Source organism: Arthrobacter sp. B1805 (assembly GCF_002929745.1).
Classification (GTDB): domain Bacteria; phylum Actinomycetota; class Actinomycetes; order Actinomycetales; family Micrococcaceae; genus Arthrobacter_D.
In genome coordinates this window covers 148,058-165,874 of sequence record NZ_PJIQ01000006.1, presented here as the reverse complement: position 1 = coordinate 165,874, position 17,817 = coordinate 148,058, and the positions used below count along the sequence as shown (strand labels likewise).

At 66.5% G+C, this 17,817-nt stretch carries 18 protein-coding genes; 7 read left to right on the top strand and 11 right to left on the bottom strand.

Features of this window, described 5'->3' with window-relative positions:
* Both CXQ96_RS08930 and CXQ96_RS08925 read right to left on the bottom strand, forming a co-directional pair.
* A partial coding sequence (locus tag CXQ96_RS08930; RefSeq protein ID WP_146070843.1) for a helix-turn-helix transcriptional regulator occupies positions 1-206 on the bottom strand: 206 nt, incomplete at its 3' end.
* Positions 207-260: 54 nt separating this feature from the next.
* Positions 261-1,196, bottom strand: coding sequence for a helix-turn-helix transcriptional regulator (locus CXQ96_RS08925; RefSeq protein WP_104117684.1), 936 nt, complete (start codon positions 1,194-1,196; stop codon positions 261-263).
* A 433-nt stretch (positions 1,197-1,629) separates the two neighbouring features.
* Here CXQ96_RS08925 and CXQ96_RS08920 point away from each other — a divergent pair, with 433 nt between their 5' ends.
* The 3 genes from CXQ96_RS08920 to CXQ96_RS08910 all read left to right on the top strand — a co-directional run bounded on the left by CXQ96_RS08920 (position 1,630) and on the right by CXQ96_RS08910 (position 4,345).
* Positions 1,630-1,974 (top strand): Atu4866 domain-containing protein, encoded by a 345-nt coding sequence (locus CXQ96_RS08920; RefSeq protein WP_104117683.1) that lies wholly within the window; start codon positions 1,630-1,632, stop codon positions 1,972-1,974.
* 49 nt (positions 1,975-2,023) lie between these two features.
* Positions 2,024-2,836 (top strand): Atu4866 domain-containing protein, encoded by an 813-nt coding sequence (locus CXQ96_RS08915; RefSeq protein ID WP_104117682.1) that lies wholly within the window; start codon positions 2,024-2,026, stop codon positions 2,834-2,836.
* A gap of 114 nt (positions 2,837-2,950) precedes the next feature.
* Positions 2,951-4,345 carry an amidohydrolase family protein gene (locus CXQ96_RS08910; protein WP_104117681.1) on the top strand — a complete coding sequence of 465 codons (1,395 nt, stop codon included), beginning with the start codon at positions 2,951-2,953 and terminating at the stop codon, positions 4,343-4,345.
* 220 nt (positions 4,346-4,565) lie between these two features.
* On the opposite strand, the gene CXQ96_RS08905 is transcribed toward CXQ96_RS08910, so the two are convergent.
* Positions 4,566-4,862 (bottom strand): DUF1330 domain-containing protein, encoded by a 297-nt coding sequence (locus CXQ96_RS08905; RefSeq protein WP_104117680.1) that lies wholly within the window; start codon positions 4,860-4,862, stop codon positions 4,566-4,568.
* A gap of 500 nt (positions 4,863-5,362) precedes the next feature.
* Here CXQ96_RS08905 and CXQ96_RS08900 point away from each other — a divergent pair, with 500 nt between their 5' ends.
* Together CXQ96_RS08900 and CXQ96_RS08895 are read left to right on the top strand one after the other, a co-directional pair.
* Entirely contained in the window at positions 5,363-6,187 is an 825-nt protein-coding gene (locus CXQ96_RS08900) for an SDR family NAD(P)-dependent oxidoreductase (RefSeq protein WP_104117679.1), read from the top strand.
* A gap of 43 nt (positions 6,188-6,230) precedes the next feature.
* Positions 6,231-6,965 carry an SDR family NAD(P)-dependent oxidoreductase gene (locus tag CXQ96_RS08895; protein WP_104117678.1) on the top strand — a complete coding sequence of 245 codons (735 nt, stop codon included), beginning with the start codon at positions 6,231-6,233 and terminating at the stop codon, positions 6,963-6,965.
* Between the two features lie 236 nt (positions 6,966-7,201).
* On the opposite strand, the gene CXQ96_RS08890 is transcribed toward CXQ96_RS08895, so the two are convergent.
* The 7 genes from CXQ96_RS08890 to CXQ96_RS08860 form a co-directional block, all read right to left on the bottom strand.
* Complete coding sequence (locus CXQ96_RS08890) at positions 7,202-8,890, bottom strand: alkaline phosphatase (RefSeq protein ID WP_104117677.1); 1,689 nt, start codon at positions 8,888-8,890, stop codon at positions 7,202-7,204.
* Between the two features lie 196 nt (positions 8,891-9,086).
* Positions 9,087-10,001: a phosphodiesterase gene (locus tag CXQ96_RS08885; RefSeq protein ID WP_104117676.1), complete on the bottom strand. Its 915-nt coding sequence runs from the start codon at positions 9,999-10,001 to the stop codon at positions 9,087-9,089.
* Between the two features lie 5 nt (positions 10,002-10,006).
* Complete coding sequence (locus CXQ96_RS08880; RefSeq protein ID WP_146070842.1) at positions 10,007-11,143, bottom strand: glycosyltransferase; 1,137 nt, start codon at positions 11,141-11,143, stop codon at positions 10,007-10,009.
* Complete coding sequence (locus CXQ96_RS08875) at positions 11,133-12,464, bottom strand: family 1 glycosylhydrolase (protein WP_104117674.1); 1,332 nt, start codon at positions 12,462-12,464, stop codon at positions 11,133-11,135. Before CXQ96_RS08875 ends, CXQ96_RS08880 begins: the two co-directional genes overlap by 11 nt.
* Complete coding sequence (locus CXQ96_RS08870; protein WP_146070841.1) at positions 12,461-12,733, bottom strand: DUF6752 domain-containing protein; 273 nt, start codon at positions 12,731-12,733, stop codon at positions 12,461-12,463. Before CXQ96_RS08870 ends, CXQ96_RS08875 begins: the two co-directional genes overlap by 4 nt.
* Positions 12,730-14,265, bottom strand: a complete 1,536-nt coding sequence (locus CXQ96_RS18385; protein WP_181036405.1) for a class I SAM-dependent methyltransferase — start codon at positions 14,263-14,265, stop codon at positions 12,730-12,732. The genes CXQ96_RS08870 and CXQ96_RS18385 overlap by 4 nt, the downstream gene beginning before the upstream one ends.
* Entirely contained in the window at positions 14,262-15,725 is a 1,464-nt protein-coding gene (locus CXQ96_RS08860) for a bifunctional cytidylyltransferase/SDR family oxidoreductase (RefSeq protein WP_104117672.1), read from the bottom strand. Before CXQ96_RS08860 ends, CXQ96_RS18385 begins: the two co-directional genes overlap by 4 nt.
* Before the next feature lie 243 nt (positions 15,726-15,968).
* Between CXQ96_RS08860 and CXQ96_RS08855 the strand changes: the two genes are divergently transcribed.
* Together CXQ96_RS08855 and CXQ96_RS08850 are read left to right on the top strand one after the other, a co-directional pair.
* Positions 15,969-16,424: a 23S rRNA (pseudouridine(1915)-N(3))-methyltransferase RlmH gene (locus tag CXQ96_RS08855; RefSeq protein WP_104117671.1), complete on the top strand. Its 456-nt coding sequence runs from the start codon at positions 15,969-15,971 to the stop codon at positions 16,422-16,424.
* A gap of 104 nt (positions 16,425-16,528) precedes the next feature.
* Positions 16,529-17,221 (top strand): DUF4232 domain-containing protein, encoded by a 693-nt coding sequence (locus CXQ96_RS08850; protein ID WP_104117670.1) that lies wholly within the window; start codon positions 16,529-16,531, stop codon positions 17,219-17,221.
* Here the strand turns inward: CXQ96_RS08850 and CXQ96_RS08845 are convergent.
* The gene (locus tag CXQ96_RS08845; protein ID WP_104117669.1) at positions 17,218-17,781 is read right to left on the bottom strand and encodes a hypothetical protein; all 564 of its coding nucleotides are present in this window, start codon (positions 17,779-17,781) and stop codon (positions 17,218-17,220) included. The two genes, CXQ96_RS08850 and CXQ96_RS08845, sit on opposite strands and share 4 nt — an antisense overlap.
* Between the last annotated feature and the right edge of the window lie 36 nt (positions 17,782-17,817).

The window sequence follows — 17,817 nt, the reverse complement described above, 5'->3', positions numbered from 1 at the left end:
GCGGAGACGACCTGGTCCGAAGGCCGTTTCTCCCGTCCCTGCTCGAGGCGGATGTAGTAGTCCGTGCTCAGACCTGCGAGCTCGGCGACTTCCTCGCGACGAAGCCCAGGCACCCGGCGGGTCGTGAGGCTAGCGAAGGGATAGTCCTGCGCAGAGGCGGCGTTGCGGCGGGCCCGAAGGAAGGCCCCGAGAGAATCGTCAGCCATATCAAAATCCTACTTAGTAGGCTCAGGGAGAGTCCACCCTGGGTGAGGGAGTAGTCACTGAACTATCGATGGTCCGGTGGCCTGATCCGGACGGAATGCCGACTCAGGAGGCTCGAGCAACTGTCGGGCTGTTCGTGCAGTGGGGTGAATGAAGAAAGGGGTTGTGCCGGCGTCATCGACCTCAGGAAGCTTGTCATCTGTGAGCAGGGACAACAGGCGCGTTTCGCTCACACTGCCTGGTTCTGCGGTGTAGACGACCAGTTGATGACCGGGCGCACTCATGACGCTGAAGGCCTGGAAGCGGATTGTGATCTCTCCGACGCGTTCATGGTGCAGCAGGCACGTGTCATCCATCTTCGGCCGAACGTCGAACTTCTGCCAGAGTCGTTCGAACTCCCGGTCGGTTCGTAGTTCGGAGATCAAGGCGTCCCGCTCGGCGGCCGAGGGATGCTGGTGCATTGTCGCCCGCAGAGCCGCAACAGCCATCTCGGCCGACTGGGGCCAGTCGTCCCAGTACAGCTTGGCTGCCGGGTCGAAGAACACTGTCCTCGCAAGGTTGTCGTGGCGGGCGAAGGAGCTGAACAGTTCCCGTGCGAGCGGGTTGAGCTGGGTGATGTTCAGCAGCGGATCGAGGATGAATGCCGCCGAGTTGATCCACGTGTTGAGCATGTGAATGAGGGCCGGGTCGATGGGAGCGGCCGTCGCCGGCGGTTGGGGAGCCAGACCGGCCAGCAGCCTGAGGTGATCGTCCTGGTGTCTGGTGAGCTTCAGGGCCTCGGACAGAGCGGAGACGACCTGGTCCGAAGGCCGTTTCTCCCGTCCCTGCTCGAGGCGGATGTAGTAGTCCGTGCTCAGACCTGCGAGCTCGGCGACTTCCTCGCGACGAAGCCCAGGCACCCGGCGGGTCGTGAGGCTAGCGAAGGGATAGTCCTGCGCAGAGGCGGCGTTGCGGCGGGCCCGAAGGAAGGCCCCGAGAGAATCGTCGGCCATGGAGCAAGGCTACAAAGGGACAATAAGTGGTCTCCATAACATTTCTTCTCAACCCGTGATTTATGACGTCCAGTCCCATTCTGGGTTGTGCTGGCGATTCTCGGCCCTTCTGGGGCTGATGAATGGCACCCAAGCCACGACGGCTGATAGCCGGGCGGCATGGAATCAGCCAATGGCCGCCCATCGTCCTGCATGCATGTCTGTGCTGTGGCCGGCGAGCCAATCTGCCAGGTAGATCGGCCAGGAGTGGCGACGCCCTCCCCTTCGGAGCATGGGTGCAGTACACCCACGCTGTACGTCCACTTCTTTCTTACTGTCGGAGCTGACGGCACGGCGGCCGTCCGGACCCCTCGGAAGCTGCCACCCGTGAGGGATGTGTCAACCCTCGACGGATATATCCGTGACACGACAGCACAGCTACGGGAGGAACATCATGACGACAAAACAACAAGCCGAGAACACCGACGTGGTGGGGATGTGGGTAACAGCCGACGGCTATATCCGCCAGGAACTCCTACCCAACGGCCGGTACGACGAAGCACGCGGCTCGCAGCGCAGCGCCTACACCGGCAGATACACGGTGACGGGCTCACACCTCGAGTACCGGGACGATACCGGGTTCAGCGCCACCGGAGACATCCGGGACGGCGTGCTCTATCACGAGCATCTCGTGCTCTACAAGGAGAACCCCTCGGTCCTGAGCCCCCACACTCCCAGAGGATCCGAGAAGCAGCCCCTGCGGCACCCGATGGGCGATGAGCCCGCACTCTCACCGTGACCTACCCCGGCTCGCACTCTGCCGCACTGACCCACAGGAAGGACCCGCCATGAGCAACTCACGACCCGCTGACACAGTGGCCACCCCGGAATCCAAAGACAGGCCTCTGAACTCCGCCACCCTCGCGGTCATCCAAGCCCAGGAGCCGCATCACCGGCAGCCACTGCTGTTCCATAACGCAACGATTCACACCCGCGACCCCCTCATTGGCACCATCGCCCAAGGAGACATCCTCCTTGGCGGCCCTACCATCGTCGGTATCGGCCCCGGGCTCATCGCCGCCGCGGGCGATGACAACATGCTTGTCATCGACTGCTCAGGTCTGACCGTCATCCCGGCCGTCATCGACGCCCTGTCCACCTCGGGCGTTCGTGCCTCCCGAGCCGAAAGCACCGGGACGCTCATCCCGGGTCGACCCGCAGACTTCATCCTCGTCGAGGAGTCCGCAGATCAGGCCTACCAGTCGATTCTCGACGATCCATCCACCGCGGCCGCGATCGTACTGGGCGGTGAAGTGCGTTCCTGGAACGGCCGGGAACCTGGCCCCGGCAACCTGCCCTCCAACAACCTGCCCTCCAACGGGGCGCCTTCAGACGGCCCCCACTCCGCGGCACCTGTGCCTGCCGCCCCGAACCTGCAGGGCACCTGGGTCAGTGAGGACGACTTCCTGCACCAGCATTTGCTGCCCGCAGGTCGCTATGACGAAACACGCGGGGGCCGGGAACATGCCTTCCAGGGCCAGTACTGGATCAACGGAAACCGGATCGACTATCTCGACGACCTGGGATTCTGGGCGTACGGCGAGTTCATCGACGACACCCTCCATCACGCCGGATACATCATGCGCCGGCCTGACAGCTGAACCGAACTTTTCCTGCCGATCCACTGCCCTTTCCGATTCACCGCGTCTTCCGAACCGCCCGCACCGGCCTACCACTGCACACAACCGCTCTGACTGACGAAAAGGAGAGTCATCATGACAACCGACCCACGAGCCGCCCTTGGCGAAACACTCGCGGCCACCGCTACCGACCCGTTGCGTCGGGTGCTTCTCACCGGCGGGGCCATCGTCACCATGGACCCTGTCATCGGCGACTTCGAGCAAGGCGACGTCCTCCTCGAAGGATCCAAGATCATCGACGTCGGCCCGGACCTTCGAGCCCACGGCGCAGCCGACAACGCGATCGTCATCGACACTACAGACGCAATCGTCAGCCCTGGCTTCGTCGATACCCATCGCCATGCCTGGGAGGCACAGCTACGGCGCATCATGCCGGACGTCAATGACCTCGGCGAGTACGTAATGAGCACGCTCAGCGGCATCGCACCCCTGTACCAACCAGCCGACATGTACACCGGGACGAAGCTGGCCGCCCTCACCGCACTCGACAGCGGCATCACGTGCATGCTTGATTTCTCCCATAACTCCCGAACAGCCGATCACTCCGACGCTGCCATCCAGGCCCTCACTGACACCGGTATCCGAGGAGTGCACGCCTCCATGCGGCCACACTTCGGCGACTGGAACGAGCAGTGGCCGGCCGACCTGAAGCGACTCAAGGACCGGTACTTCACGTCGACGGATCAGCTGCTCACACTTCGCCTGGCAACACTGGCGACAGACGAAGTCGCAGGTCCAGCCCTCGCCTACGGGCAAGACCTCGCCGCCGTCGCCCGCGACCTCGATCTATGGGTCAGCATCGATGCGGTCTTCGGGCCGACCTCATCGCAGGCCATCCTTGACTGGCAACGGGTTGGCATCCTGAACGAACGCATGACTCTCATCCATTGCACGGGCCTCACCGATCAGGCATGGGCGGCCATGGGCAATGCCGGGACGACCGTCGCCCTCGCGCCCTCCTCCGACGCCCAGATCGGGCTCGAAACAGCTATCCCTGCCATCGACGACGCGCTGAAGGCCGGCATCCGTCCGGGCCTGAGCATCGATGTGGAAGTAGCCCTCGCAAGCGACATGTTCACCCAGATGCGTACCCTGCTCTCGATTCAGCGGATGCTCGCGGTCAACACCGCCTATTGGACCACCGCAGCACCACAACGCATCACAGCCCGCGACGTCCTCGACTTCGCCACCGTTCAGGGCGCGAACAGCAACGGCCTCGGACACGTCACCGGGTCACTAACACCCGGGAAACAGGCTGATCTGCTGATCATCGCCGCTGAGGACATCAACAACATGCCCCTCAATGATGCCGTGGGCACAATCGTCCTCGGGGCCGATCCTCGCAATGTCGAAGCGGTCTTCGTCGCCGGTCAGGCTCGAAAGTGGAACCGGGCGCTCGTCGACGTTGATGTGACCGCCCTGAAGAGCGAAGTGGGAGCATCCCGGGACCGGATTCTGGCCGCACGATAGGCGCGGGCACCTCACCGCGAGTAACGAGAGCCGATCGAACACCTCGCGCCGCCTGCGAGAAATGGCCCTCTCCATAACCGAGGGCGGGACGCTTCCCTACGGAAGAAGCGGCCGCCCTCGGCTGATACATGAAAACAGACGCGCCACTGAGCAGGCCCGAAGCAGATTCAGTGCATCGAGAGTGCATTACCCCTCAGGACCCGATGTGCCTCCTATGCCTTCAGGCTGCGTCCACGCCCTCGATCACGATGGCGTTCTCCTGCGCGTGAGCCATCCGGAACTCACGCCACGGCTTGTACTCGGCGGAGTCATAGAACGCACGGAATGCGTCCTTACTGTGGAACCGGATGATCACTGCCAGGGCAGGCTTCCGGTCTCCCTCGGCCAGGATCGGCGTCTCATCCCGGGCGATCACCTGCCCCCCGTACTGCGCCAGGATCGGACCGACGTTCTGCTCGTACCGGGCGATCGCTTCAGGATCGGTCGGGGTCATGTCAATGCTGATGTAAGCGGCCATAAGTCGACTCCTCGCTTCGAATTTTTTCGATGCTTCCACAATACATCGACTTCGGTCGAACAATCCGGCTTGCACATCCCGACCAGAGTGGGCTCTTGCAACAGACCACAGAGGGACGGGTCATCACGATGACCTTGCGCAGGCCGGATGTAAAATGAGCGATTCCCCGCACTCCTCGCCGCCGTCGTTGGACCCGCAAGCTCACGAAGAACGACCTGAAAATCTCTCGGTCCGGGCCCGAAGGTGCAATCCGAGAGATCAGCCCTCTGGCCACCGAAGGCCCCGCCTCGTACAGCGGGCGATCAGGAGAATCGGCGAGGAGTCTCCGCATAGCGGCTCGAACACAGCGGGCTCAAATTCTGAGCGCGGCCCTGTCGGAGGCCCCTCCGCGTCCGTCACCACCGATGAAGCGATCACTACTGGACGCTGTGACCAGAGGCGCTACCGGGTGGGTGCATCGCACCCTCCCTGCTGCCGAGGCTCCTTCCTACCGTGGAGTCATGGAGACATCGCACCGAACCATTGTTGTGACAGGCGCCACGAGCGGAATCGGTAAGACCGCAGCGCAGTTCCTCGCCTCCCGCAATGTGCACCTCATTGTCCAAGGGCCGGAACGGGCCGAGGACGCACGATCCCTGGTCATCGACCTCGAGGCCCGGGGGGCCAGGGCGGTCACCTACATCAGCTCGGACTTCAGCTCCCTGGACGACGTGAGCTCCGCGGCACAATCCATTCTGGAGACGGCGGGATCCATCGACGTCCTCGTCAACAACGCCGGCATACCAGGAGCGGATCGTCGCCGCATGACCCCTGATGGTCATGAGCGGACCCTTCAGGTCAACTATCTCGCAATGGTCCTTCTGACCGAACTCCTCCTGCCCGCACTTCACCCCTCGGGAAAGATCATCAACCTCAGCTCGACCACCCACCGCACAACCCACCTGCATATGAACGACCTGAACCTGAGCGCGGGCTACAGCCCCGTGACCGCCTATGCACACTCCAAACTCGCCATCCTCACCTACTCCCTGTGGCTCGCTCGCGAGCTCGAAGACACAGGCATCAACGTCGTGAGCATCAGCCCCGGGGTCATCAGCACCAGCCTGCTGCACTCGATGTTCGGTTCAGGAGGCGCCACCCTCGCCCACGGGGCACAGCGCGTCATCGAAGCGATCGATGGCACCTACCCTTCCGGCACCTACATCGACGACGGAGTGCCTGTCACCCCCAGCACCGAGGCCCGTGACCCGAACAGCCAGAACGCCCTCATGGCCGCTACCCGCGACCTCCTCGCCGGGCACGCCAAACCGACCCCCCACCGATAAAAAACAGCCGATAAGGAACACCATTCCAGGAAGGAACAGAATCATGGGAAAGCTCGACGGGAAAGTAGCCATCATCACCGGCGCCGCACGCGGCATGGGAGCGGCCCACGCACGACGTCTCGTCGCCGAAGGAGCCAAAGTGGTCCTCGCCGACGTGCTCGAGGACCAAGGCAAGGTCGTCGCCGACGAACTCGGCGAGAACGCCGTGTTCGTCCCCCTCGACGTACGGGACAGGGGGCAGTGGGACGTCGTCGTGTCGACAGCGGTCAACACCTTCGGCGGCCTGGACGTCCTAGTCAACAACGCCGGCATCTTCCGCCGCGAATCCATCGAAACCCACTCCCACGAGCTGTGGGACGAAGTCATCGGCGTGAACCTCACCGGCATCTGGAACGGCACGAAGGCCGCGATCCCCGCCCTGAAGGAGTCCTCGGGGGCATCCATCATCAATGTGTCATCCACCGCCGGCATGACCGGATACGCCTACCTCCCCGCCTACACCACCTCCAAGTGGGGAATCCGGGGACTGACCAAGACCACAGCCCTGGACCTGGGTCAGTACGGGATCCGCGCCAACTCAGTCCACCCCGGCTTCGTCAAGACCCCCATGACGGCCGAACTCGGCGACAACACTGCCAACGTGGCACTGCATCGCCAGGCCGAGGACACCGAGCTGTCCGCACTGGTCGTCTACCTCGCCAGCGATGAATCAGCCTTCAGCACCGGAGCGGAATTCATCGCCGACGGCGGAGAATCCGCCGGCCTGCCACCCCACTGACCGCGATCAGTCAGATTCAGAGGGCCTCCACCGCGAGAAGGTGGAGGCCCTCCTCGTATCAGGCACGTCCGGCCGGACACTTCAACCCGCAGGGCCGACACAGGAAGGTACACACGAGCCAGAACGGCTACCGAGATGGACCGAAGGGGGTCTACCAGTCGCACCAAGGCCACACTCGTCGTCGTGGTCCGCGCCACGGTGCACGGTCACCCGGGCGCGCCACGAAACCGGCAGCGCTACCGCTCCGGTGTGAGCACCTTGGAGAACACCGTCGCCCCGTTCGCGTTGCGCAGGCTCACGGAGAAAGTGTCGTCCTCGAGCTGGACGTGCCCGAAGAACTGATTCTCGCCGTTGCGTGGTGATTCGCCGGGGAAGCGTCCGGCCTTGGAGAACACCACCTCGGGACCGAAGGTGCCGTCCATCGCATTGGGGCCGAAGGAGCCCGCGGCAATAGGCCCTGCGACGAATTCCCAGAACGGGTCGAAATCCTTGAACCCGGCTCGCTCCGGGGAGTAATGGTGCGCGGCGCAGTAGTGCACGTCGGCGGTCAGCCAGACCACGTTCTTCACCCGGTTCCGCTTGAATGCGCTCAGCACCCCGGCGATCTCCAGTTCCTTGCCCAAGGGAGCGCCGGGATCCCGGTTGGCGAGGCTCTCCTGGTTCACCGCGCCGTCGGGCACGATGATGCCCAGCGGTAGGTCCGCGGCGATCACCTTCCAGGTCGCCTTGGACCTGGTCACCTCGCGGATGAGCCAGTCCACCTGCTCCTGCCCCAGGATGGTGGTGGCGTAGGGTTCCTTGCCGTCGGTGTTGGGGGACTTGAAGGTGCGCATGTCGAGGCAGAAGACGTCCAGTTGCGGGCCGCGGCTGATCTTCCGGTAGATGCGCGCCGGCTGGTACTGACCTGCGTCGTCGAGCTTCCCCGGCCGCCACAGCGCTGCGCTGTCCGTGATGGGCATGTTTTCCTGCCATGCCTGCCGCCCCCGCGCCGCCAGTGTGTTGACATCGCGGACCGTGTAGCGGGGATCGTCCAGGATCTCACCGGGGTACCAGTTGTTGGTGGTCTCGTGGTCATCCCAGTTGGCGATCACGGGGACGTCGGCGAACATGGCACGCATGTTGGCGTCCATCGAGTTGTACCGGTGCCGACCTCGAAATTCCGTCAGGGTCTCAGCGACCTTGGACACCTCCTCCGTGACGAGGTTCTTCCAGACCTGCCCGTCCTGTTCCACCACGGTGTCGGCCAAAGGGCCGTCCGCGTACACGGTGTCACCCGAGTGGATGAAAAAGTCGGGGCGCGTCTGGTGCATGGCCCGGTAGCCGCGCATCCCACCGATCTCCTCGTTGATGCCCCAGCCCTGGCCCGCCGTGTCGCCGGTCCAGACGAAGCTCTGCGCGGACGACGTCGGCAGGTCGCTTCCCTTGCCCTTCTCACCGGCGCGGCCCTTGCCGTTGTATGTTCCCGCGTCGGGGGCTGTGCGGAACGATCCCTGCACCGTCTCGCCGACACCGCCGCCGTCGTCCTCGAAGCTGATCTCCAGCGCGAAGCGCGTGTTCGACGGCAACTTGTCCGCGTGGATCTTGGCGGTGAAATCAGATGCCTGGGTGGCGCGAGGGCCGCGAAGGGTGCGCTCGAAAGCACCTCGGCCGCGAAGGATCTCGCCGCCGTCGTCGATCGCGCGAAGGATCGCCGTCATCTGGCCGGCGCCCGACGTGCGGGACCACAGCACGGCCGAGTTCGAGGTGACGTCGCCGGTGGCGATGCCGCTGGGCAGTGTCAGGCGGTTGCGAACCAGCGCCACCCCGGCGGGGAACCGGGCGGGTGCTGCGGTTGCGGCGGCGGGAACGGAGGCCAGAGCCGCGGCCAGGACCGAGCCCCTGACGATGGCGCGGCGGGAGACGCCGTCGCGAGTGGTGGGAGTCATGCCCTCAGATTTCCGCTGTCAGGAGCACGGACCCTTTCTCGTGCGCGAATGGCCGGTAGACCTGGGTTGAACAGCAGGAGCCCCTCCTGTGGGCTGCGTCGAGGCACCCGTGGTGCGAGCTCATCCCCCGCCGACTCCGACTTCCCACCGGACGACCACCCGATGAAGCACACCACGAATGAATCGGGCGGAACGATCAGCGCCGCGTCCTGTCACCCGAGGCGAGACCCGCACCCGCCAGCCGCCGTCGTGCCTCCTCCGGCGCCACGTACTCCCCGACGGTCGCGAAGGACCCGAGCGTCGCGACGGAAGTGACGATCGTGTGCGGGTAGACGTGCACGAGGTTGAAGCCCTGTGCGCCGTCCCTCCCCCGGATGCCACCCACCGGCACGTTGAGGTCCTGGGTGTAGCAGGTCGAGGACGCCACCGAGACGGGGATGCCTGCGAACAGCGACGACGACGGGAAGTGCACGTGCCCGGCCAGGATCAGCCGGACGTCTTTGCCCGCCACGATCTCGGCGAGCCGATCCTGCCTGCGAAGCTCCGTGAGTACGGCGAGGTCCTGCACCATCGGGATGGGCGGGTGGTGCAGCGCGAGGATGGTGCCCTCGGGCGCGGGACGTGACAACTCGACCTCGAGCCAAGCCAGCTGCGCGTCGTCGAGCTCGCCGTGGTGGTGCCCGGGTACGGATGTGTCGAGCGTGATCACGCGCAGGCCGCCGAGCCGGTAACTGCGGTGCAGCGGTGTCTCCTCCGGCGGCTCACCGAGCAGCGCCGCGCGCAGGGCGGGTCGCTTGTCATGGTTGCCCATGAGCCAGATCACCGGCGCGTCCAGCTGCTTTGCGAAGGGCTCGACGACGTCGCGCAGCGCGGCGTAGGCCTCGGGATCCCCCGTGTCGGTGAGGTCGCCCGTGAACACCAGCGCGTCCGGGCGGACTCCGGACTTCCCGACCTCCGTCAGGAGCTGCGCCAGCCGAGCACGGCCATCGACGCCGTCGTAGAGCAGCCCGTCGGAGACGAAGTGCGTGTCGCTGAAGTGGAGGAGGAGGTGGTCGGCGGGAGGGTGCTCCCGGGATAGGGATGCATCCTCCCGCCTGCTGGTCGTCGGCATGGCTGCTAGGCGGTTGCCCCGGCCGTGGCGCGCTCCGGCGTCGACCGCTCCTGGTCGAAGACCAGCTTGTCCATCAGTTCCGCGACCCTGTTCCAGTCGTGGCGCTTCAGCAACCGGCGCAACTCGGACGACGGCGCCTTGCCGGCCCTGCCCCGCAGTGCCTCGCACGCGGCGGCGAACCCTGCTGCGTCGTCCTGCAGGTCCACCACGCCGGGGAAGTCCGCGACCACGTCGGCCACCCGCGTGGAGACCACCGGCAGCGCCGACGCCAGGTACTCCAGTGTCTTGGTGGGGCTGATCGATTTGGTGGCCTCGTTGATCGCGAACGGCATCAGGGCGACGTCGAACTGAGCCATGTGACCGGGCAGGTCCTCGTAGGCCTGCTGGCCCAGGTACGTGATGTTCGGGGCCTGCGGCAGGTCCGACTCCTCGATCTTGCAGATGGGACCGACCATGCGGATCTCCCACTCGGGCAGGCGCTCGGCGAGGCCCGCGATCAGGTCGAGGTCCAGCCGTTCGTCGAGCACTCCGACGTAGCCCGCAACCGGCTTGCTGCGGTCCGGGCTGGCATCCCGTGCGGCCGCAGCATAGTGCTCGACCGACACCCCACTGGGTACGAGGTGCGCATCCTCGCGCCCCTGCTTCACCACGGACCGGTGCAGGGAGCGGCCGCCGGCGAAGACGACGTCGGCCTTCCGCAGCGCCTGGCGTTGCCGGACGATGAGCTCCGGAGCTGCGTTCTTGAAGGCCGCCAGGTCGTCCATCACGTCGAACACGAGGGTGGTGGGTTCCAGCGCGAGGGCCGCTTCGAGGGCCAGCGGGGTGTAGATCCACACCACCCTGTCGCCGGTAGGCGGACCGATGAGCTTGGGCAGTTGCTCGACGTAGTCGGGCATGACCTCGTCGAAGAAGCCGACATGCCTGCCCTGCTCCGGGATCTCGAGGAAGACGCGGGTCAGACCGTCCGCGTCCACGGTGCCCAGGCGGTTCTCGGTCACCTCGACGCCCTGCGGCGTGAGGGGCTCCTCCACGAACCAGGTCTTCCGACCCGGCGTCTTGTTCAGGCGCGACACGAGCTGTTGAGGTCGCTGCCAGACCCAATCCCACCGCAGGTGCGACAAAACAATGAGTTCACTTTGCATCGACGATCCTCAATTCCATTTTCGTAGTTGTACGGGGAAGACTTGAACCGATGTCGGTTCCGGGGGGCTGTTGCCAGTCCCAGTGGGCCATCTGGGGTCGATAGCCCTGCAGCCAGGTGGCTGCCGGTTCGGCGAAGAAGTACGCGGGCAGGTCGGTCGAGCGGGCCCCCCCGGCCGCGAGCGCATACGACGTCGACATGACCGAGGAACGTCGCTCGAGCGACTCGTCGAGGAAGTACACGCCCACCGGGTCCACGTGGCCCTCGCAGCGGAAGAGCAGCGAGTTCCAGTCCGTGGAGTCGATGACCGGGAACCAGCACACGCCGTCCATGACGATGCCGCGCGCCTGTGCCTCCTCGCACTGCTCGAGGACGTACTTGAGCCACGTGGCGCGGTCCGAGGTGTGCCCGCGGACGTTCGTCTCCGTGAGCATGCACGGCAGCCCGTAGCGCTCCCAGTACTGCTGGATCTGGTCGGCCAGTGGCAGCGGGGTGGGCGTGGGCGCGGCTCCTCCCTCCTCCGAGAAGTTCCACTGGCAATGGGCGTAGTAGTCGAGGCCGAGCACGTCGATACTGCCCGTGGGGAGGGACAGCAGGCGCTCGCCGCCCGCCGGAGCGAGGTCGCGGCCGAGCTGGCTGTCGACGTCGTACCCCCTGCCGAGGAATGCGTCGATGACGAGGAAGCGCCGATCGTTGGCCATGTCTGCGTACCGCTGGCCCGACTCGTCGGAGCCGGTGTGGAATTCGCAGGTGTCCACCCAGACGTGGCGCGCGCGGGGCAGCAGCTCACGGTACAGGTGGCTCGCCTGGGCGACGGCCGGCATCACGTTCATGATGAGGTCCAGGAACCCCTGCAGACCGGAGTGGTAGGGCGGCCAGATGGCCTCGTGCCCGCAGAGGAACAGCGTGGAGAACGGCTCGTTGAAGAGCGTGTACTCCTCGATCCAGGTGTAGCGGCGGGCGAACGCCTCGGCGTAGCGCAGGTACGCGGGGCCGAAGCGGTCGTCCGCGAAACCCTGGGTGAGCCACGCCGGGTAGCTCGTGTGGTGGACGAGGTCCACGATCGGCCGGAAACCGTGCTCCCTCAGGTAGCCCATCACCTCGTCCGTGGAGGACCAGTCGTAGCTGCCCTCCGTCTCCTCGATGCGGTGCCACCGGATCGGGTAGCGCAGCCTGGTGATGCCGGACTTCGCGAGCAGGGCGAGGTCGTCGCGCCACCGGACGTCGTGCTCCGTCGTCTCGAAGATGTCGCGGTTGTGTGCGGGCATGAAGGTGCTCTCGAAGCCGCCGATGATCTCCAGCGGCGGTCCCTGTCTGCTCATGGTGCCTCCTCCAGCGCGCTGCTTCGTGCTCCGAGTTCCTCGTAGACGATGTCGAGCAGCTCGGCCGCCCTCAGATTGAGCCGCCGTGACTCGTCGAGGTCCGCATCGAGGCGGACCAGCTCCGCCCGCAACTGCTCCGAGTCCAACCGCAAACGCTCTGTGTCCGCCCGCAACTGCCCCACCTCCGCCCGGAGGGCGAGGAACGGCTCCGCGAGTCCGCTCCGACGCACCACCTTCACGACTGCTGTCCGTGCCCTTGAATTCGTCATCCCATCTCCCTTCTCACGAGCACACGCCGGCTTGTCGCCACGCCTGCTCCGTCGTCGTACTGCTCCTCCGCACTCAGCGAATACCTGCGCAGCTCGTCCTGGAACCTCTTCCATTCCACGGGGCGGTAGTCGTCCCAGCTCGCCGATCCCTCGTCCCCTGCCACCCCGACCTCGAGGAAAGCCATGCTTCCGGGGGCGGCCAGCAGGTGCCTGATGAGCATCAGCGTGGTATCCCAGCCGAGAGGGCTGAGCGCGTTGAACAGGTGGTTCGCGTGGACGTGGACCGTCCCGTCGAGCTGCGCGCACCGCTTCCTCAGGTGCAGCGCGTGCCGTGCCATGGTCAGGTTGGCGCGCTCGAAGTGGACTGCACCGTCGCCCTGCGCGAGGTTCTCCTGCGCCCAGGCGAGCGCAGGCCGGCTGTAGTCGACGGCGAGGACGCGGTGCCCGCGGTCAGCGAGGTAACGGGCGTCGGCGCCGAGGCCGCACCCGAGATCGAGCACGGTCGACGACGGCGGAAGGTGCTCGGCCGTGGTTCTCGCGAGATCCGACGGCGCCAGGGCAGGGCCGCCTTCGATCTCCGCGCGGTGGTGGTCCTCCCAGTTCTCGCGGTCCACGTCGAAGTGGTTGAGCCACCAGTAGTACCGGCGGAAAGCGGCCGGCGGCGTCACGAACGTGAACGTGGGATCCGGTACCTCCCACGACGGCCCGTAGATGGCCGCGAGCAGTTGTGCGGGCTCCGCCGGTCCGGGCAGCAGGCGTCCGTTGACGGGCAGCGGCTTGAGCGGGTGGATGGTCACAGCGTCGGCTCGCTCGCGCGCGTGGAAGGTTCCGTAGAACCAGCCGTCGCATTCGAAGTAGGTGAAGATGTCGAGGTAGAAACGGTCTGTCACCGTGCCGCCGGGGAACATGAGCTGCAGGTGACCGCTCGAGTGCCGCACCACCTCGTAGCCCTGCGCGGCGAGGGTCCGCTCGATGCGGAAGCTCTCCAGCACGACGTCGGAGGGGTTCGTGTGCTCGCTCAGGTACGCGAGGTCGGCGTCGTCGTCGTGCGCCATGATCCGGCCGTTCCGTACGGGCCCGAGCAGCGTGCCGCCCGTGACGAACAGCTCGACGCCGAGGGTCCGGCGCAGCACCTGGATCAGGTGCTCGGCCTCGTCGAGGACCTGCTCGATGAGCGCAGCGTCGCGGCCCTCGAAGGACCGTGCGATCCGCCCCCATTTGTTGACGACCTGCGGGATGCCCGTGCCGGGCTCGCTGAGGTCGAACTCCGTGCCGTCGTCGTCGATCGCGATGGTGGCCGCCGCGACCTCGACGCCCGCGTGCTCGACGGCGAGCCGCGCCCTTCCGGCCAGCCGCTCCGCGAGCGCGGGCGGCCAGTCGATGGCCAGCACGCCGTCGTCGTCAGGTTCCGGAGCTCGGACCGTCCAGATGCGTCGACCTGCCAAGAGGACGGACAGGGCGTCTCCGGAGGGGATCCGGGCACCGGTGATCACCAGCCGATGTGCATCGGCTGTCAGGGCGGCCGCCCTCACCGGACACTTTCGAGCTGGGTCGGTAGCGGATCCACCTGGGGCAGCCGGACGTCGAAGACCTGCCCGGTGATGTCGGCCGCGAGGACCTGCGCGCTGACGCTGGCGACGTCGGCGGCCTGGACGAGCGTCTGCTCGTCCTCGTGGCCGAACGCCTTCTCGCGCATCGGAGTCGCGGTACGGCTGGGGCTGACGCAGTTGACGCGGATCGAATCGCAGCTCCACTCATCCGCGAGCGCCTGCGTCAGGTTGACGAGCGCCGCCTTGGTCGCCGAGTACACGGTGTACTTGGCGCGTCCGCGCGTGTAGGAGCTGGAGGAGAACAGCAACAGTGAGCCGTGCGAGTCCGCGAGATAGGAGTGCGCCTCCTGCGCGACGACGAACGCGGCCATGAGGTTCACGCCGACGTCGTGCTGGAGCTGTTCGTCGGAGAGGTCCACCAGGTCACCGATCGTGAGGACGCCTGCGGTGAGCACCACGTGGTCGATACGGCCGTACTGCGCGGCGGCATCGGCGAGCGCGCGGGAGACCGAGGTCCGGTCCTCCACGAAGGTGCCGCTACCGGTCCTGCTGTGGCACACGACGTGGGCGCCCTCGTCCTGCAGCTGGCGCCCGAGCGCGCTGCCGATCCCCGAGCTGCCACCGAACACGACGACGACGGCGTCCCGCAGCGAGCCTGCCGGGAAGGGCACGGGATCCACGTGCTGATGCTTGAGCTGGAACAGCTTGTCGGCCAGGTGGATGTCGATCGGGTGCGTGATCTTGATGTTGGCCTCGTGGCCCGGGACGACGATGATCGGGACGTCAGGGCAGTACTTCAGCACGACGGAGCAGTCGTCCGTTGCAGCGAAGCCTGCGTCGGTCCGGGCGTGCCCGTAGGCCTCCATCAGGGTGTCCCACCGGAAGGCCTGCGGGGTTTGTCCGCGGCGCAGTGAGGCACGTGGCGGCACTGCGCGGATGATGTCGTGCTCGTCGACCTCGATGATGGTGTCGGCGGAGGGGATCCCGGTGTCCACGGCGTCGTAGGTGTCCAGGGCATCGACGCACGCGCGGATGATGGCGGGATCGACCAGCGGGCGGACGGCGTCGTGGAAGACCACCTTGGCGCCGGGTGTCGCGATCTCGCGCAGCGCCAGGTAGGACGTCTCGTTGCGGTCGCGTCCGCCGGGCAGAAGACCGGTGAGCTTCGGGAAGCGCTCCCGGGTGACGAGCTTCTCCGCCCGGTCCATGGAGCCCGGGTCCATCATCACGATGATCTCGTCGATGAAGGGGCACTGCTGGAAGACGTCGACCGTGTGCTCGAGGCTCGTCCGCCCTGCGACCGGCACGAACTGTTTGGGGATCTCGAGCCCCATGCGGGTGCCCACGCCACCGGCCAGGACCACACCGACTGTTCGTCGTCGGGAGCGTGCCTCGCTGCCCGCTGTGTTCGTCGCGTCGATTCCGCCGGTGATGGTCGACATTGCCGCCCCCTTCGTCAGTTAGTGGTCCTGCCAGAATTCAGCCAGCGTACTGAGCCACCCGCCCTCCGGTCAGGAAAAGTTCCGCGCGTGGATTGCTTGTGCAAGCGCTTGTTCTTTGCCTACCGTTGGCCGGACGTTCACTTCTCCGGTCCTTGCACTGGGCCGAAGTGACCGCTAGCCGTACGCGGCGACCTCCCGTGCCCGTCACCGGGAGCGCTGTCCGACCCGCGATAGCCTGAGCACATGTCAATCCGGGTACTCGCTGTCGGCCGCAAGCACGAGGCCTGGGTGGCTGAGGGGATCGACCGGTACGTGAAGCGGCTGAAGAAGCCGTTCGACCTCTCGTGGCAGCTCATCCCCCACTCGGCGCGCGAGCACGACGCCGCTCGCAAGGAGGAATCTGAGCGCCTGCTCGTCAAGCTCTCCAACGATTTCGTCATACTGCTCGATGAGCGCGGCAAGGCCATCGACTCGCCGACGCTCTCCAGGACGCTGCTGCGGCCGCTCGAGGCTTCCCGGGGCATCACGGTCATCATCGGAGGCGCCTACGGCGTCGACCAGCAGGTGCATGATCGGGCGGACTTCGTCTGGTCCCTGTCTCCGCTGGTCTTCCCGCACCAGCTCGTGCGGCTCATCCTCGCCGAACAGGTCTATCGTGCCCAGGAGATAGCCGGCGGGCGCTCGTACCACCACGAGTGAGCCCGGTCGGGTGGGGTGACGGCAGAGGTAACAATCGCAGCACGCCGTGCCGTGAACACCCGACATCCACTGGACCCGGTGGCCGCCGGACGTAGGGTGAACCCATGACTGAACTGCTGGGGAGCAAGCGTTGGATCGCGGCCGCTGCGGCCGCCGGAGCACTCGTCGCGATGAGCGGCTGCAGCACGGCGTCCGAGCCGGACGGCGGACGGTCCGTGTCGCCGTCGGCCGGCACCACGAGCGAAGCGCCGACGTCCTCCGCGGAGCCGAGCAGTTCCACCACGCCGTCACCGTCGCCGTCCGTTTCCGCCGGCCCCACCGCGGGTACGACGCCGTCGCCCTCCCCCGGCCCCTCCTCTCCGGCACCTGCGGCCGGCGCACCGTGCACGGCCGCCCAGCTGGCCGGGTCGGTGGAGAACCAGCCCGGCGGCGGCGCGGCGGGCAGTGTCTACCGCACGCTGGTGCTCACGAACACTTCCGACCAGGAGTGCGCCGTCGAGGGCTACCCCGGGGTGTCCTTCGTGGACGCAGCCGGCACCCAGATCGGCGCTGCGGCGGACCGCGACGGATCGGCGTCGGCGCGTGTGTCACTGGCTCCGGGTACGTCCGCCACGGCGACCCTGCAGCAGACCAACGCGCAGAACTACGGCGAGGACTGCGGGCTCACTCCCGCCGCCGGTCTCCGGGTCTACCCGCCGGGCGCGACCGATTCGCTGGTCCTGCCACAGGAGATCCCGGCCTGCTCGGCGACGTCCATCGTCCTGATGACCGTCGGCACGCTGCAGCCCGCCGCCTAGCCTCCGCTACCCCGGTGCCCATCGGTGTGCGGGCGTGCCGGGCCCAGACCGAGCAGCCGTAGCCGCCAGGCCGCGAAGAGAATCAGTGCGGCGGTGGCGAGCGCGAGCGCCAGCGTCAGCCACGGCAGCGCCGAGGCGATCGAGACGACTCCCAGAAGGGCAGCCACCACGCCAGCGGTGACTATCACACGGCCGCGCTCGAGGTATCCGTACACGCCGAGTCCGATCCCTAGTACGACCCAGGCACCGAGTCCGCGGAAGGCCTCCACGGCCCCGCCGAGCAGAGCCCCCAGCTCGACGACGACGGCAAGGACGAGGTACGACCCGGCGTTCGCGTTGATGGCCGGAGGGTGGCGTACGAGCCACGGCGCAGTCAGGACGATGAGCACCAGGGTGCTCACCACGAAGTAGACGGCAATACGGCCGGTGTCGCCGTCGAACACGACTGCCGCCACGGCGCCCCCGAGGAAGAGCGCCCCGACGCCGGCTACCGGCAACCAGTTGTTGGACACATGCCCGCGGAGTGTCACGGCCTGCCCTGCTTCCGCTCCCAGTGCCATGGCATCGCCCTCCGCCGGCCACGCTGTGCGGCCCTC

Excerpts from the sequence above, each read along its gene's own strand:
- CXQ96_RS08875 (WP_104117674.1), bottom strand. The coding sequence starts at position 12,464 with ATGAGCAGACAGGGACCGCCGCTGGAGATCATCGGCGGCTTCGAGAGC.
- CXQ96_RS08845 (WP_104117669.1), bottom strand. The coding sequence starts at position 17,781 with ATGGCACTGGGAGCGGAAGCAGGGCAGGCCGTGACACTCCGCGGGCAT.
- CXQ96_RS08870 (WP_146070841.1), bottom strand. The coding sequence starts at position 12,733 with ATGACGAATTCAAGGGCACGGACAGCAGTCGTGAAGGTGGTGCGTCGG.
- CXQ96_RS08890 (WP_104117677.1), bottom strand. The coding sequence starts at position 8,890 with ATGACTCCCACCACTCGCGACGGCGTCTCCCGCCGCGCCATCGTCAGG.
- CXQ96_RS08905 (WP_104117680.1), bottom strand. The coding sequence starts at position 4,862 with ATGGCCGCTTACATCAGCATTGACATGACCCCGACCGATCCTGAAGCG.
- CXQ96_RS08850 (WP_104117670.1), top strand. The coding sequence starts at position 16,529 with ATGACTGAACTGCTGGGGAGCAAGCGTTGGATCGCGGCCGCTGCGGCC.
- CXQ96_RS08880 (WP_146070842.1), bottom strand. The coding sequence starts at position 11,143 with ATGCAAAGTGAACTCATTGTTTTGTCGCACCTGCGGTGGGATTGGGTC.
- CXQ96_RS08920 (WP_104117683.1), top strand. The coding sequence starts at position 1,630 with ATGACGACAAAACAACAAGCCGAGAACACCGACGTGGTGGGGATGTGG.
- CXQ96_RS08910 (WP_104117681.1), top strand. The coding sequence starts at position 2,951 with ATGACAACCGACCCACGAGCCGCCCTTGGCGAAACACTCGCGGCCACC.
- CXQ96_RS08855 (WP_104117671.1), top strand. The coding sequence starts at position 15,969 with ATGTCAATCCGGGTACTCGCTGTCGGCCGCAAGCACGAGGCCTGGGTG.
- CXQ96_RS08885 (WP_104117676.1), bottom strand. The coding sequence starts at position 10,001 with ATGCCGACGACCAGCAGGCGGGAGGATGCATCCCTATCCCGGGAGCAC.
- CXQ96_RS08915 (WP_104117682.1), top strand. The coding sequence starts at position 2,024 with ATGAGCAACTCACGACCCGCTGACACAGTGGCCACCCCGGAATCCAAA.
- CXQ96_RS08925 (WP_104117684.1), bottom strand. The coding sequence starts at position 1,196 with ATGGCCGACGATTCTCTCGGGGCCTTCCTTCGGGCCCGCCGCAACGCC.
- CXQ96_RS08860 (WP_104117672.1), bottom strand. The coding sequence starts at position 15,725 with ATGTCGACCATCACCGGCGGAATCGACGCGACGAACACAGCGGGCAGC.
- CXQ96_RS08900 (WP_104117679.1), top strand. The coding sequence starts at position 5,363 with ATGGAGACATCGCACCGAACCATTGTTGTGACAGGCGCCACGAGCGGA.
- CXQ96_RS08895 (WP_104117678.1), top strand. The coding sequence starts at position 6,231 with ATGGGAAAGCTCGACGGGAAAGTAGCCATCATCACCGGCGCCGCACGC.